The organism is Serratia sp. NA_112.1, assembly GCF_052691715.1.
On record NZ_JBQZFO010000017.1, the window covers coordinates 1 to 15,011 of the forward strand.

The following is a 15,011-nucleotide window of genomic DNA, read 5'->3' on the forward strand; positions in this document are numbered from 1 at the left end:
TTAGAAGTTCGGCGAAAAGAATTAAAAGAATTTGCTTGGCGGCAATAGCGCGGTGGTCCCACCTGACCCCATGCCGAACTCAGAAGTGAAACGCCGTAGCGCCGATGGTAGTGTGGGGTCTCCCCATGCGAGAGTAGGACACTGCCAAGCATCAAAAAAAGTAAGAAGCCTCATGCGAAAGCATGGGGCTTTTTGCTTTGTGCTTTCCTAAAACGTATAAATCCTGTCTATGCCAAGGCAATGAAACATTTTCACCTTCCGGTTGAACACTCGACATCTTGCTAAAAAAACGCTATCTTCGGGCATCTGGATGTCTAAACGTTTAAGCGGATATATGAGGATTAAGTAATGCCGATTCGTGTTCCTGATGAGTTACCTGCGGTTAGTTTTTTGCGCAACGAGAATGTCTTTGTGATGACATCCTCTCGGGCAAAAACACAGGAAATCAGGCCGTTGAAAGTGCTTATCCTTAACCTGATGCCCAAGAAAATCGAGACGGAAAATCAGTTTTTACGCCTGCTTTCCAACTCTTCTCTGCAAATTGACATCCAACTGTTGCGTATCGATAGCCGTGAGTCGAAGAATACGCCGGCGGAGCATCTGAACAACTTCTACTGTGATTTTGAAGATATTCAGGATGAGAACTTCGACGGATTGATTGTCACTGGTGCACCGCTAGGGTTGGTTGATTTCTGTGACGTTGCCTACTGGCCGCAGATTGAGCGTGTCATCGACTGGGCCAAGAATCACGTCACCTCCACACTGTTTGTATGCTGGGCGGTGCAGGCGGCATTGAACATTCTGTATGGTATTCCGAAGATGACGCGTGAAGTGAAACTGTCGGGGGTTTATCAGCATCAAACACTGCAACAGCATGCGCTGCTGACCCGTGGCTTTGATGATACCTTCCTGGCTCCGCATTCACGCTATGCGGACTTCCCGACAGAAATTATCCGTCAGTATACGGATCTGGATATCCTGGCTGAATCAGAGCAAACCGGGGCCTATTTGTTCGCCAGTAAGGACAAGCGGCTGGCGTTTGTGACCGGACACCCGGAGTATGATGCGCTAACGTTAGCTGGCGAGTATAGTCGCGATAACGATGCAGGTCTTAATCCTGTGGTACCGCTGAATTACTTCCCCGATGATAATCCCGAACTCACACCCAAAGCCTCCTGGCGAAGCCATGGCCATCTGCTGTTTGCCAACTGGCTCAACTACTATGTTTACCAGATCACGCCGTACGATCTGCGCCATATGAACCCAACCCTCGAGTAATCCTTTTTACCCTAATCGGCGGCTGAATCGAGGCCGCCGACGTCATCTCTTCCCCCACCTGTCTTCCTCATTTCACACTTTCTATAGTAAAAACCATTTTCTTACAAAGACTTAAATTAATTTCAACGCTACTGTGGAACCGGTTTCCTTAACAGTGTCTGTTGTTATGATTATTAACTAATTGATAATAAAAGGTTAATAAAATATTTTATAATAAAATGGAAATGGTTTTTGATTTTTATTTTTAGTTGAGTATTCTTAGATTCAGAGAGAAGAGATCTGACCAGTTAGGGATCGTTTTTATATGCCCTGATCCGCACTGATTTCTGATGAAGATGCGCCGGCTGAATGGCAACGGCGGTGCGCAACGATAGGAAGGAGCAAGACAATGACGCAACAGATAGTAGGCACGGAATTAACGTTTACGCAGGGTTTTAGCGCTGCTGAACGGCAGGTGTTGACGGATGACGCAGTCGAATTCCTGGTGGAATTGGTGAGTAAATTTACTCCACAGCGCAACAAACTGTTGGCTGCGCGTGTCTGCTGGCAGCAGAAGATCGATCAAGGAGAGCTTCCTGATTTTATTTCGGAAACCAGTTCCATTCGTAACGGTGAATGGAAAGTTCGTGGTATTCCTGATGATCTGCGTGATCGCCGCGTGGAAATTACTGGCCCTGTTGAACGCAAGATGGTCATCAACGCCCTGAACGCTAATGTGAAGGTGTTTATGGCTGACTTCGAAGACTCACTGGCGCCGAGCTGGGACAAAGTCATCGACGGCCAAATCAACCTGCATGACGCGGTGAACGGCACCATTTCTTACACCAATGAAGCCGGCAAGATTTATCAGTTAAAACCGAACCCGGCGGTGTTGATTGCGCGCGTACGCGGCCTGCATTTGCCGGAAAAACACGTGCAGTGGCAGGGGGAAGCGATCCCCGGTGGCCTGTTCGATTTTGCGCTGTATTTCTTCCATAACTATCGTCAACTGCTGGCTAAAGGCAGCGGCCCTTATTTCTACCTGCCTAAAACCCAGTCCTGGCAGGAAGCGGCCTGGTGGAGCGAAGTCTTCAGCTTTGCCGAAGATCGTTTCTCTCTGCCACGCGGCACGATCAAAGCCACGGTGCTGATTGAAACGCTGCCGGCAGTATTCCAGATGGACGAGATCCTCTACCACCTGCGCGATCATATCGTCGGTCTGAATTGCGGCCGTTGGGATTACATCTTCAGCTACATCAAGACGCTGAAAAACCATGCTGACCGGGTATTGCCGGATCGTCAGTCGGTCACCATGGACAAGTCATTCCTCAGCGCCTATTCCCGGTTGCTGATCAAGACCTGCCACAAGCGCGGTGCCTTTGCCATGGGCGGTATGGCGGCGTTTATACCGAGCAAAGACGCAGAGAAGAATGCCTGGGTGCTGAACAAGGTGCGGGCGGATAAAGAGATGGAGGCCAATAATGGTCATGACGGCACTTGGGTGGCGCATCCGGGGCTGGCAGATACCGTGATGGAGGTGTTCAGCCGGGTGCTCGGTGAGCGCCGCAACCAGCTGGAAGTGCTGCGTGAAAACGATGCGCCGATCAGCGCTGCGCAACTGCTGGAACCGTGCGACGGCGAGCGGACGGAAGCTGGCATGCGCGCCAACATTCGCGTGGCGGTGCAATACATCGAGGCCTGGATCTCTGGCAATGGCTGCGTACCGATTTACGGTCTGATGGAAGATGCGGCAACGGCAGAAATTTCCCGTACCTCAATCTGGCAATGGATCCATCATGAAAAATCTCTCAGCAATGGGCAATTAGTCACTAAAGCACTGTTCCGTCAAATGCTTGCCGAAGAAGTTCTCGTTATTCAAGAAGAACTCGGTGAGCAACGTTTTAGTCATGGGCGCTTTACCGAGGCCGCTCGTCTGATGGAGAAAATCACCGTTTCAGATGAGTTGATCGATTTCCTGACATTGCCCGGCTACGAATTACTGGCCTGAAAACATTCCTGAACATTAACCCTACATTATTGAAAAGGATAAAATTATGTCTACCTCTCGTGCTCAACAGATTCAACAACTGGAACAGGAATGGAAATCAGATCGCTGGGAAGGTATCACCCGCCCGTACAGCGCGGAAGACGTCATCAACCTGCGCGGTTCGGTTAACCCGGTTTGCACTCTGGCACAGAACGGTGCCGCCAAGCTGTGGGAACTGCTGCACGGTAAATCACGCAAAGGCTACGTCAACAGCCTGGGAGCGCTGACCGGCGGCCAGGCGTTGCAGCAGGCCAAGGCGGGTGTCGAGGCAATTTATCTGTCTGGCTGGCAGGTGGCGGCGGATGCCAACACGGCGTCTGCGATGTACCCGGACCAGTCGCTGTACCCGGTTGACTCTGTACCGGGTGTGGTTGAGCGTATCAACAATACTTTCCGCCGTGCCGATCAGATCCAGTGGGCCAACAAAATTGAACCGGGCAGCAAAGGCTACACCGACTACTTCCTGCCGATCGTCGCCGATGCCGAAGCCGGGTTTGGTGGCGTGCTGAATGCCTTCGAACTGATGAAGGCGATGATTGAAGCCGGTGCTGCCGGGGTGCACTTCGAAGACCAACTGGCGGCGGTGAAAAAATGCGGTCATATGGGTGGCAAAGTGCTGGTGCCGACCCAGGAAGCGATCCAGAAATTGGTTGCTGCACGTCTGGCAGCCGATGTGCTCGGCGTGCCGACGCTGGTTATTGCGCGTACTGACGCTGATGCTGCCGATTTGCTGACTTCTGACTGCGACCCGTACGATCGCGAATTTGTGTCCGGTGAACGCACTGCCGAAGGTTTCTTCCGCACCCACGCCGGTGTTGAGCAGGCGATCAGCCGTGGACTGGCCTATTGCCCATATGCTGACCTGGTGTGGTGTGAAACTTCCACCCCGGATTTGCAGGCAGCTAAGCGCTTTGCCGATGCAATCCATGCCAAATTCCCGGGCAAACTGCTGGCGTACAACTGCTCGCCGTCATTCAACTGGAAAAAGAACCTGGACGACCAGACGATTGCTCGCTTCCAGGAAGAGCTGTCGGCGATGGGTTACAAGTACCAGTTCATCACGCTGGCGGGCATCCACAGCATGTGGTTCAACATGTTTGACCTGGCACACGCCTATGCACAGGGTGAGGGCATGAAGCACTACGTCGAAAAAGTACAGCAGCCGGAATTCGACGCCGTGGCTCGCGGTTATACCTTTGCCTCACACCAACAGGAAGTGGGTACCGGTTACTTCGACAAGGTAACCACCATTATTCAGGGCGGAGCCTCCTCAGTGACGGCATTGACCGGTTCTACGGAAGAACAGCAGTTCTGATACTGCCACGCGTAAACCAGGGCCAGATTGATGACAAACACCCGAAAAACGTGGTTTTCGGGTGTTTGGGGTAAATCAGAAGATATAATCCTTTGTTTTTATTCGCTCTCAGATCAGAACTTTTAACCGCAGTGGACTTTGTCAGCAGTCTCGGCCTGCTTATGCAGGCTCTATTTTCTGGCGGGAGGTAAGGATGGCGGCAAAACTGGAGCTGTTGATTGCGCAGACGATCTTGCAGGGCTTTGATGCACAGTACGGCCGCTTTCTGGAGGTGACCGCCGGTGCGCAGCAGCGTTTTGAGCGGGCGGACTGGCCGGCAGTACAGCAGGCAATGAAAAAACGAATCCACCTGTACGATCATCACGTCGGCTTGGTGGTGGAGCAACTGAAGTGCATCACCGGGCAACAGTATTTTGATGCAGACTTCCCCAGCCGGGTGAAGGCGGTGTATACCGATCTGCTGCCGGAGTACCCACGTTTTGAGATTGCCGAAAGCTTCTTCAATTCGGTCTACTGTCGGCTGTTTAGGCATCGCGATCTGACGCCGGAAAAACTGTTTGTTTTCAGCTCCCAGCCAGAAGGGCGCTTTCGTGATATCCCACGTCCACTATCACGCGATTTCACCGCCAACGGTGACGTCTCGGCAATGCTGTACAACCTGCTGACCGACTTGCCTCTGCGGTTGCCATGGGAAAATTTATCGCGCGATATTGATTACATCACGCTGGCCTTGCAGCAGAGTTTTAGCGCGCAGCAATTGGCCGGCGCGACGTTCCAGATCGCCAATGAGCTGTTTTACCGCAACAAGGCGGCCTGGCTGGTGGGGAAATTGCGAGTGACAGGCCGGGTCTATCCTTTCCTGCTGCCGATCCATCACAGTGATTCCGGCGCCTTGTTTATTGATACCTGCCTGACCAGCAAGGCTGAGGCCAGCATCGTATTCGGCTTCGCCCGCTCCTATTTTATGGTTTACGCGCCCCTGCCGGCGGCATTGGTCGAGTGGCTGCGTGAAATACTGCCGGGCAAAACCACCGCCGAGCTGTATATGGCGATTGGTTGCCAGAAGCATGGAAAAACAGAATGTTACCGTGAGTACCTGACGTTTATGAGTGGCTCGCAGGAGCAGTTCATCATCGCGCCGGGGGTGAAGGGCATGGTGATGCTGGTGTTTACCCTGCCTTCTTTCGATCGGGTATTCAAGGTGATCAAGGATGAGTTTGCGCCACAAAAAGAGGTGACGCAGGCGCAGGTGATGGCCTGCTACCAACTGGTGAAAGAACACGACCGCGTAGGGCGCATGGCGGATACCCAGGAGTACGAAAACTTTGTCGTCGACAAGGCGCGACTCAGTCCCGAGCTGCTGGCGGAACTGCAGCGGGAGGTGCCGGACAAACTGGAGGATCTGGGCGATCGCATCGCGATCAAGCATCTGTATATGGAACGACGCATGACGCCGCTGAATCTATATCTGGAGCAGGCCGATGAACAGCAGATGCGCGATGCGATAGAAGAATACGGTAATGCCATCAAGCAGCTGGCCGCCGCCAATATTTTCCCCGGCGATATGCTGTTCAAAAATTTTGGTGTGACCCGGCACGGGCGGGTGGTGTTCTATGACTACGATGAGATTTGCTACATGACCGAGGTCAACTTCCGCGATATTCCACCACCGCGCTATCCGGAAGACGAGTTGGCCAGCGAACCCTGGTACAGCGTGTCACCCAATGATGTATTCCCGGAGGAGTTCAGGCATTTCCTGTGTGGCGATCGGCGCATTCGGCAGGTGTTTGAAGAGATGCATCGTGACCTGTTCGAGGCCGATTACTGGCGCGGGTTGCAACAGCGCATCCGCGATGGGCATGTGGAAGACGTGTTTGCTTACCGCAAAAAGCGGCGTTTCAGCCAGCGTAGTGGTGCGGCGCTGCCCGCGACATCGGCGACTGCATAAGGGCGCGGTTGATTACCGCGCCCGACAAGATTACGCTTTTGCACCCGCAACGGCGGCGCGCGCCAATTCGGTGATGCGTGCGTAGTCACCGCTTTCCAGTGCATCTGCCGGTACCAGCCAGGAGCCGCCGATGCACAGCACGCTTTTCAGTGCCAGATAGTCACGGTAGTTGTTCGGTGAGATGCCGCCGGTTGGGCAGAAGCGTACCTGCGGGAACGGGCCACTGATGGCCTGCAGCGCTTTCACGCCACCGTTGGCTTCCGCTGGGAAGAATTTAAACTCGCGCAGGCCGTGATCCATCCCCAGCATCAGTTCCGACACGGTACAAATACCGGGAATTAACGGAATAGACCCGGTAGTGGCCGCTTTCAGCAGATCGGCGGTCAGGCCTGGGCTGATGGCGAACTGTGCGCCGGCGTCGGTCACTTCCTGCAGTTGCTGTGGATTAATGACGGTACCGGCACCGATAATTGCGTCCGGCACTTCTTTGGCAATCGCACGGATCGCGTCCATCGCGCAGGCGGTGCGCAGCGTCACTTCCAATACCCGCACGCCACCGGCGACCAGGGCTTTCGCCAACGGTACCGCATGTTCCAGTTTGCTGATGACGATCACCGGGACCACAGGTCCGGCCATCAGGATCTGCTCTGCGCTTGTCTTCCAATTGTTCATTAACGTTTTTCTCCAGTTATGGCCGCCGCCGTCAGGCTGTGTGGCCATGCTTTCGGTTAAAATTTAATGCAGCAGGCACCCTGTTCGGCACCGGAAAGCTGGCTGCGCAAGGCGCCGAACAGTTCACGGCCACAGCCGATATGTTCTGCGCTCAGGTCAGGTTGATAAGGTGCGCGCTGGGCCAGCAGGTCGGCATCGACCAACAATGCCAGCTCGCCGGTGCGGCCGTTCACGCGGATCAGGTCGTCGTTTTGCACCTTGGCCAGCATGCCACCGGTGTAGGCTTCCGGGGTCACGTGAATGGCGGACGGAACCTTGCCGGAAGCGCCGGACAGACGGCCATCGGTTACCAGGGCCACTTTAAAGCCACGGTCCATCAATACGCCCAGCGGCGGCATCAGTTTGTGCAGTTCTGGCATGCCATTGGCCTGTGGCCCTTGGAAGCGCACCACCACCACACAATCGCGATCCAGTTTGCCGGCTTCAAACGCCGGAACGATGTCATGCTGACTTTCAAATACCACCGCCGGCGCTTCGATAATCTGGTTTTCGGCGGGGACAGCCGAGGTTTTCATTACCGCCCGGCCGAGATTACCGGCCAGCACCTTGGTACCGCCGTGGTGCTCGAAAGGCTCGGCCACGCTGGCGATAACTTTGGCGTCGAGAGACACTTCCGTGCCCTCACGCCAGGCAAGTTGACCATTATCCAGCCAGGGTTCCTGGGTGTAGCGGGTCAGGCCAAAACCGGCCACGGTATGTACGTCTTCGTGCAGCAGCCCGTGTTTCAACAGTTCGCGCACCACCAGGGCTACGCCGCCCGAGGCCTGGAATTGGTTGATATCCGCCGGGCCGTTCGGGTAGATGCGGCATAACAATGGCACCGCGTCCGATAGTTCGGAGAAGTCATCCCAGTTGATAATGATGCCGGCGGCGCGCGCCATTGCCACCATGTGCATGGTCAGATTGGTGGAGCCACCGGTAGCCAACAGCGCAACGATACCGTTCACCACCACCTTCTCATCCACCAGTCGGCCGATCGGCAGATAGTTACCGGCGGTTTCGGTCAGGCGAGTGACCTGACGTGCGGCCGCGTCGGTCAATGCATCGCGCAGCGGTGTATCAGGGTGGACGAAAGAGGCCCCCGGCAGGTGCAGCCCCATCACTTCCATCACCATTTGGTTGGTGTTGGCGGTGCCGTAGAAGGTGCAGGTGCCGATGCCATGGTAGGAGGCGGCCTCGGCCTCCAGCAGTGCCAGACGGTCGGCCTTGCCTTCGGCATACAGTTGGCGCACCCGGACTTTCTCTTTGTTCGGCAAGCCGCTGCTCATCGGGCCGGCGGGGACAAACAGCGCCGGTAAATGGCCGAAGGACAGGGCGGACATCACCAGTCCCGGCACGATTTTGTCGCAGATGCCGAGGAACAACGCGCCGTCGAACATATTGTGCGACAGGCCGATGGCGGACGACATGGCGATCACGTCACGACTCATCAGCGACAGCTCCATGCCGTCCTGCCCTTGAGTCACACCGTCGCACATCGCCGGGACGCCGCCAGCCACTTGGCCGACAGCCCCTACCGCGTGCAGTGCCTGTTTCAGCTTTTGTGGGTAGTTTTCGTAGGGCTGGTGGGCAGACAACATGTCGTTATAAGCGGTAATGATGGCGATATCGCTGCGCACCATATTCTTCAGCGCAGTTTTGTCATCCGGCTGGCAGGCAGCGAAGCCGTGGGCAAGGTTGCCACAGGCCAATTGCGCGCGGTGTACGGTTTGGGAACGGGCCGCTTCGATGCGCGCCAGATAGGTGGCGCGGCTCGATTTGGAACGGTCGATGATGCGTTGTGTGACACGGGATAGGGTGGGATTAATCATGCCTTCCTCACATTGCTATTGTTATTGTTGCCGCCTGTGGCGGTGCCCCCGGTGATGAATTGCAACCCTGGTGTGCAAGAGCGGGGCGATTTAGGGCTTAAAATACCGTGAAAGCGAGCAGACCGAGAACGTCGAGGCTGAGCAGCGCCTCACCCAGCGTTACCAAGCCTGACAGGAAGCTCATGCTTTTTTACACGGTGTTGGTAATGTGAACTTGCAGCGTGTCGGAGAAGATGTCGGTGACGATGAATACCAACTTCAGTGCGACAAAAGCGTGCAGGCGTGCCCTCATGACCAGGAATCACAACAGTAAAGCCGAGCCTGCTGCGGTACCAGCCAACATCAGAGTGTTCACGCGCACACATCCTGCGGCAGGGAGCTCTGAATATGGCGTACGGTATCGGCGATCACTGCTGCCAACGGTTGGTTGATGTCGACCGCTATCACATCGGGTTCGTCAGCACCCGGTTGTTCCAGAGTGGCAAACTGGGTGATCAGCATTTGCGGTTTGAAGAAGTGACCGTTGCGTGCCGCCAGGCGAGACTCGATAACCGAGAAGTCGCCATGCAGATAGATGAACGACAGGTTATCGTTGCCAGTACGGAGACGGTCGCGGTAATGTTTTTTTAGCGCGGAGCAGACGATGAGCGACACGCTGTTGGTCCGCTGCATGGCGAAAGCGGCATTGTTGAGCGCGGCCAACCACGGGGCGCGATCTTCGTCGTTCAGTGCTGCGCCGGAGGCCATCTTCAGGATATTACTGCGCGGATGCAGAAAATCGCCGTCGAGAAAGTTAGCGGACAGTTGGCGAGCGGCGGCGGCGGCGACAGCGGACTTGCCGCTGCCGGACACACCCATCACAACGTAAATACGATTTTGATTCTTGCTCATGGTTTGGCTCCAAAACACCGGGTGGCGTCACAGGCTTTAAATTGATATGTTACCGGTAACATGTTATCGGTAACATTGTCGGAGGAAGTTTCACCGGTTGCAATGGGCTTTCGCAGGCAGGATCGGTAACTGTGATCGGCTTCAAGTTTTTATTGGGGGAGGGAAACAGGATCGGCACAGCATTTTACACGCTGACAACAGCAGAGGGCGAAACAGGCCGGGGCGCAGAAACTGCACCCCAGAGAGGGCTATGTTTAACGCACGCCGCCATATTCCAGGCTGATCTCTTTCGCCGCATGGATCACCAGCGCGCCCAGCTCAGTCACGCGGTTGTCGGTGATACGAGACACCGGACCGGAGATGGAGATGGCGGCGAAAGCTTCACGGTGCTCGTCGAAGATGCAGGCTGCTACGCAGCGCAGGCCGAGCGCATGTTCTTCGTCGTCAAAGGAAAAGCCCTGCTTGCGAATTTGCGCCAGCCCTTCTTTCAGGTTGTGCGGCGTCAGGGTATGTTGGGTGTAGGTTTGCATGCCCTTTTTATGCAGCAGTTTGGTGACCTGCTCATCCGGCAGGGTGGAAAGAAAGGCTTTCCCCGCGCCGGAAGCGTGCATCGGCAGTTTACCGCCGATCGGTGCCGACATGCGCATTAACGCGGTGCACTGTACCTGATCGATAATAATGGCCTGATACTCGCTGGTATCCAGCACCGCCAGATTAACCGTCTCGCCGGACTCTTCCATCAGGCGACGCAGCGTTGGGTGCACCATCGCCAAAAGATTACGACTCTGCAAAAAGCTGCTGCCGACCACAAAGGCGTGTGAACCGATGGTCCACAGGCCCAAATCGCCCACCTGCCGTACGAACCCTTGCTGTTGCATGGTGGTGAGCAGGCGGTGGGTGGTGGAATTCGGCAAGCCGGCCTGTTGGGCCAGATCGGTTAGCGCGACATTGCCCTGGGCTTCGGCAATGTATTCCAATAATTTCAGACCACGGGTCAGCGACTGTACCTGACCGGTCGCCGCACTGGCGGTCGGGGATGCAGTACGGGGCTTTTTGCCACGTTTGGCAGGAGCAGGGGTGACCATAATTCATGTTCCTTTTTCCGTATGATGGAATTCATTTTCGTTTTTTACGTGTGAATTGCAAGCCGCCAGTCAGCTCATCGGATCTGTTGCTCGGCAACCTGAAAAACTCTCAATTAGCGCTCACCCCTTTGCCATTGCACCTGTGCTAGGATGGCTCGTTGGTTTTTGCAGCAATTGAGCGATGGGCTGGATCGGTAATTGAAGGGGCTACAGTGACAAATCGAGTAGAACAACTGCGCCGGCAGTTAGCGCAGCGAATTTTAGTGTTGGACGGCGGCATGGGCACCATGATCCAGAGCTATCGTCTGGAAGAAAGTGACTTTCGTGGCGAGCGTTTTGCCGACTGGCGGAGCGATCTGAAAGGCAATAATGACCTGCTGGTGTTAACCAAACCAGAAGTGATCACCGCCATTCACTACGGCTACCTGGAAGCGGGGGCCGACATTCTCGAAACCAATACCTTCAACTCCACGTCCATCGCCATGGCCGACTACCATATGGAGTCGCTGTCCGCCGAGATTAACTATCAGGCCGCCTGCCTGGCGCGTACCTGTGCCGATGAATGGACCGCACGCACGCCAGAAAAGCCACGTTATGTGGCCGGAGTACTGGGCCCGACCAACCGTACCGCCTCTATTTCACCGAACGTCAACGATCCGGCGTTCCGTAATGTTTCTTTCGATGAGCTGGTGGAAGCCTACCGCGAATCAACGCGCGCGCTGGTGGAAGGTGGCGTCGATCTGATCATGATCGAAACCATCTTCGATACCCTGAACGCCAAAGCCGCCGCTTTTGCGGTGGAAACCGAATTTGAAGCCCTGGGCGTGGCGCTGCCGATCATGATTTCCGGCACCATTACCGACGCCTCTGGTCGTACCCTGTCGGGCCAGACCACCGAAGCCTTCTATAATTCGATGCGCCACGTCAAACCGCTGAGCTTTGGCCTGAACTGTGCGCTGGGCCCGGACGAGCTGCGCCAATACGTTGCTGAGCTGTCGCGTATCTCGGAAAGTTACGTCACCGCTCATCCCAACGCCGGGTTGCCCAACGCCTTCGGCGAATACGATCTGGACGCGCAAGAGATGGCGAAACAGGTCGGCGAGTGGGCGCAGGCCGGCTTCCTGAATATTATCGGTGGTTGCTGCGGTACCACGCCGGAACACATTGCCGCGATGGTCAAGGCCGTGGCGGGCGTACCACCGCGCCAACTACCGGAGATCCCGGTAGCCTGTCGCCTGGCCGGCCTTGAGCCGTTGAATATCGACGCCAAAACGCTGTTCGTCAACGTCGGCGAGCGCACCAACGTCACCGGCTCCGCCCGTTTTAAGCGGCTGATCAAAGAAGAGAAATACAGCGAAGCACTGGACGTTGCCCGTCAGCAGGTGGAAAGCGGCGCACAGATTATCGATATCAACATGGATGAGGGGATGCTCGACGCCGAAGCGGCGATGGTGCGCTTCCTCAACCTGATCGCCGGTGAGCCGGATATTGCCCGTGTGCCGATCATGATCGACTCCTCCAAATGGTCGGTGATAGAAAAGGGGCTGAAGTGCATCCAGGGCAAAGGTATCGTTAACTCGATCTCGATGAAAGAGGGCGAAGAAGCCTTTATTCATCACGCCAGACTGGTGCGTCGTTACGGTGCGGCGGTAGTGGTGATGGCATTTGACGAAGTGGGCCAGGCGGATACCCGCGAGCGCAAGTTCGAGATTTGTCGCCGTGCCTATAAAATTCTGACCGAGCGCGTCGGCTTCCCGCCGGAAGACATCATTTTTGACCCGAATATATTTGCCGTTGCTACCGGTATTGAAGAGCATAACAACTACGCTGTCGACTTTATCGAAGCCTGTGCCGACATCAAAACCCACCTGCCGCATGCGATGATCTCCGGTGGAGTGTCCAATGTGTCGTTCTCATTCCGCGGTAACGATCCAGTACGCGAGGCGATCCACGCGGTGTTTCTTTATCACGCGATCCGCAACGGCATGGACATGGGGATCGTTAATGCCGGGCAACTTGCGATCTACGATGATCTGACGGCAGAACTGCGCGATGCGGTAGAAGATGTGATCCTCAACCGCCGCGACGACGGTACAGAGCGGCTACTGGACCTGGCGGAAAAATACCGTGGTAGCAAAGATAATGAAGTGGCAGTACAGCAGGCGGAATGGCGCGGCTGGCCGGTCGAAAAGCGGCTGGAATACTCGCTGGTGAAAGGGATCACTGAGTTTATCGAGCTGGATACCGAAGAGGCCCGGCAGCGGGCGGAACGCCCGATCGAAGTGATCGAAGGGCCGCTGATGGCGGGCATGAACGTCGTCGGCGACCTGTTCGGCGAAGGCAAGATGTTCCTGCCGCAAGTGGTGAAGTCCGCCCGCGTGATGAAGCAGGCGGTGGCTTATCTGGAGCCTTACATTGAGGCCAGCAAGCAGAAAGGCACCACGGCGGGCAAAATCCTGCTGGCGACGGTGAAGGGCGACGTGCATGACATCGGCAAAAACATCGTCGGAGTCGTGTTGCAGTGCAACAACTACGAAATCGTCGATCTGGGCGTGATGGTGCCGACGGAGAAAATCCTGAAAACCGCACGCGAGCAGAACGTGGACATCATCGGCCTGTCGGGGCTGATCACTCCGTCGCTGGATGAAATGGTCAACGTGGCCAAAGAGATGGAGCGCCAGGGCTTTACCCTGCCGTTGCTGATTGGCGGGGCGACCACCTCCAAGGCGCATACGGCGGTGAAGATTGAACAGAACTACAGCGGCTCGACCACCTACGTGCAAAATGCCTCACGCACCGTGGGCGTGGTGTCGGCCTTGCTGTCCGATACTCAGCGCGACGATTTTGTGGCGCGCACCCGCAAAGAATACGAAACCGTGCGTATCCAGCATGCGCGTAAAAAACCGCGCACCCCACCGGTCAGCCTGCAAAAAGCGCGCGATAACGCCATGGCGCTGGATTGGGAAAACTACCAGCCGCCGGTGCCGAAGCAGCTTGGGGTACATGCGGTAGAGGCCGGCATCGAGACGCTGCGGCAGTACATCGACTGGACACCGTTCTTTATGACCTGGTCGCTGGCAGGCAAATATCCACGGATTCTGGAAGACGAGGTGGTGGGTGAAGAGGCCAAGCGTCTGTTCGCCGATGCCAACCAGATGCTGGACATGCTGGCCGCCAACAGCAGCCTCAATCCGCGCGGCGTGTATGGCTTGTTCCCGGCCAACCGCGTCGGTGACGACATTGAGGTGTATCGCGACGAAAACCGCGAAGAGGTGCTGGTGGTCAGCCGCCACCTGCGCCAGCAGACGGAAAAAACCGACTTCCCGAACTACTGCCTGGCGGACTTTGTCGCGCCGAAAAGCAGCGGCAAGGCCGACTACTTCGGCGCTTTTGCGGTGACCGGCGGTCTGGAAGAGGATGAACTGGCGGCGGCCTATGATGCACAGCACGATGATTACAATAAAATCATGGTGAAGGCGCTGTCGGATCGCCTGGCGGAGGCTTTCGCCGAGTATCTGCACGAGCAGGTGCGCAAGCTGCACTGGGGCTTCGCGGCTGAAGAGAACCTCAGTAACGAAGAGCTGATCCGCGAAAACTATCAGGGTATCCGCCCGGCACCGGGCTATCCGGCTTGCCCGGAACACACCGAGAAAGCGGAAATCTGGCGCCTGCTGGATGTGAATCGCCACACCGGTATGGTGTTGACCGAATCCTTCGCCATGTGGCCAGGAGCGGCAGTGTCCGGCTGGTACTTTAGCCATCCGCAAAGCAAGTATTTTGCGGTAGCGCAGCTCCAGCGTGATCAGGTGGAAGATTATGCGGCGCGTAAGGACATGAGCGTCAGTGAGGTTGAACGCTGGCTGGCACCCAACCTCGGCTACGACGCCGACTAAATCAGTGAGGGCGCAGCATGCGGCACCCCTAC

At 55.9% G+C, this 15,011-nt stretch carries 9 protein-coding genes and 1 rRNA gene; 6 read left to right on the forward strand and 4 right to left on the reverse strand.

Annotated features, from left to right (window positions below):
- Window positions 1-34 precede the first annotated feature (34 nt).
- The 5 genes from rrf to aceK all read left to right on the forward strand — a co-directional run bounded on the left by rrf (window position 35) and on the right by aceK (window position 6,567).
- Window positions 35-150: ribosomal RNA gene (gene rrf / locus ACUTQ5_RS20975) — 5S ribosomal RNA — on the forward strand.
- 198 nt (window positions 151-348) lie between these two features.
- Complete coding sequence (gene metA / locus ACUTQ5_RS20980) at window positions 349-1,278, forward strand: homoserine O-succinyltransferase MetA (protein ID WP_445652813.1); 930 nt, start codon at window positions 349-351, stop codon at window positions 1,276-1,278.
- A gap of 388 nt (window positions 1,279-1,666) precedes the next feature.
- Complete coding sequence (gene aceB, locus ACUTQ5_RS20985) at window positions 1,667-3,265, forward strand: malate synthase A (RefSeq protein WP_445652814.1); 1,599 nt, start codon at window positions 1,667-1,669, stop codon at window positions 3,263-3,265.
- 46 nt (window positions 3,266-3,311) lie between these two features.
- Window positions 3,312-4,619, forward strand: coding sequence for an isocitrate lyase (aceA, locus tag ACUTQ5_RS20990; protein ID WP_445652815.1), 1,308 nt, complete (start codon window positions 3,312-3,314; stop codon window positions 4,617-4,619).
- A 193-nt stretch (window positions 4,620-4,812) separates the two neighbouring features.
- Window positions 4,813-6,567 carry a bifunctional isocitrate dehydrogenase kinase/phosphatase gene (aceK, locus tag ACUTQ5_RS20995; RefSeq protein ID WP_445652816.1) on the forward strand — a complete coding sequence of 585 codons (1,755 nt, stop codon included), beginning with the start codon at window positions 4,813-4,815 and terminating at the stop codon, window positions 6,565-6,567.
- Between the two features lie 30 nt (window positions 6,568-6,597).
- Here the strand turns inward: aceK and ACUTQ5_RS21000 are convergent, their stop codons facing one another.
- The 4 genes from ACUTQ5_RS21000 to iclR all read right to left on the reverse strand — a co-directional run bounded on the left by ACUTQ5_RS21000 (window position 6,598) and on the right by iclR (window position 11,086).
- Window positions 6,598-7,239 (reverse strand): bifunctional 4-hydroxy-2-oxoglutarate aldolase/2-dehydro-3-deoxy-phosphogluconate aldolase, encoded by a 642-nt coding sequence (locus tag ACUTQ5_RS21000; RefSeq protein WP_445652817.1) that lies wholly within the window; start codon window positions 7,237-7,239, stop codon window positions 6,598-6,600.
- Window positions 7,240-7,295: 56 nt separating this feature from the next.
- Entirely contained in the window at window positions 7,296-9,110 is a 1,815-nt protein-coding gene (gene edd / locus ACUTQ5_RS21005) for a phosphogluconate dehydratase (RefSeq protein ID WP_445652818.1), read from the reverse strand.
- Between the two features lie 351 nt (window positions 9,111-9,461).
- Window positions 9,462-10,001 (reverse strand): gluconokinase, encoded by a 540-nt coding sequence (gntK, locus tag ACUTQ5_RS21010; protein WP_445652819.1) that lies wholly within the window; start codon window positions 9,999-10,001, stop codon window positions 9,462-9,464.
- A 254-nt stretch (window positions 10,002-10,255) separates the two neighbouring features.
- Window positions 10,256-11,086, reverse strand: a complete 831-nt coding sequence (iclR, locus tag ACUTQ5_RS21015; protein WP_445652820.1) for a glyoxylate bypass operon transcriptional repressor IclR — start codon at window positions 11,084-11,086, stop codon at window positions 10,256-10,258.
- A 197-nt stretch (window positions 11,087-11,283) separates the two neighbouring features.
- Here iclR and metH point away from each other — a divergent pair, with 197 nt between their 5' ends.
- Entirely contained in the window at window positions 11,284-14,979 is a 3,696-nt protein-coding gene (gene metH / locus ACUTQ5_RS21020) for a methionine synthase (RefSeq protein WP_445652844.1), read from the forward strand.
- Window positions 14,980-15,011: the final 32 nt, after the last annotated feature.

What these genes read in the sequence shown, in the direction of transcription:
- gntK (WP_445652819.1), bottom strand. Translation starts at nt 10,001, where the DNA reads ATGAGCAAGAATCAAAATCGTATTTACGTTGTGATGGGTGTGTCCGGC.
- iclR (WP_445652820.1), bottom strand. Translation starts at nt 11,086, where the DNA reads ATGGTCACCCCTGCTCCTGCCAAACGTGGCAAAAAGCCCCGTACTGCA.
- ACUTQ5_RS21000 (WP_445652817.1), bottom strand. Translation starts at nt 7,239, where the DNA reads ATGAACAATTGGAAGACAAGCGCAGAGCAGATCCTGATGGCCGGACCT.
- edd (WP_445652818.1), bottom strand. Translation starts at nt 9,110, where the DNA reads ATGATTAATCCCACCCTATCCCGTGTCACACAACGCATCATCGACCGT.
- metA (WP_445652813.1), top strand. Translation starts at nt 349, where the DNA reads ATGCCGATTCGTGTTCCTGATGAGTTACCTGCGGTTAGTTTTTTGCGC.
- aceA (WP_445652815.1), top strand. Translation starts at nt 3,312, where the DNA reads ATGTCTACCTCTCGTGCTCAACAGATTCAACAACTGGAACAGGAATGG.
- aceK (WP_445652816.1), top strand. Translation starts at nt 4,813, where the DNA reads ATGGCGGCAAAACTGGAGCTGTTGATTGCGCAGACGATCTTGCAGGGC.
- aceB (WP_445652814.1), top strand. Translation starts at nt 1,667, where the DNA reads ATGACGCAACAGATAGTAGGCACGGAATTAACGTTTACGCAGGGTTTT.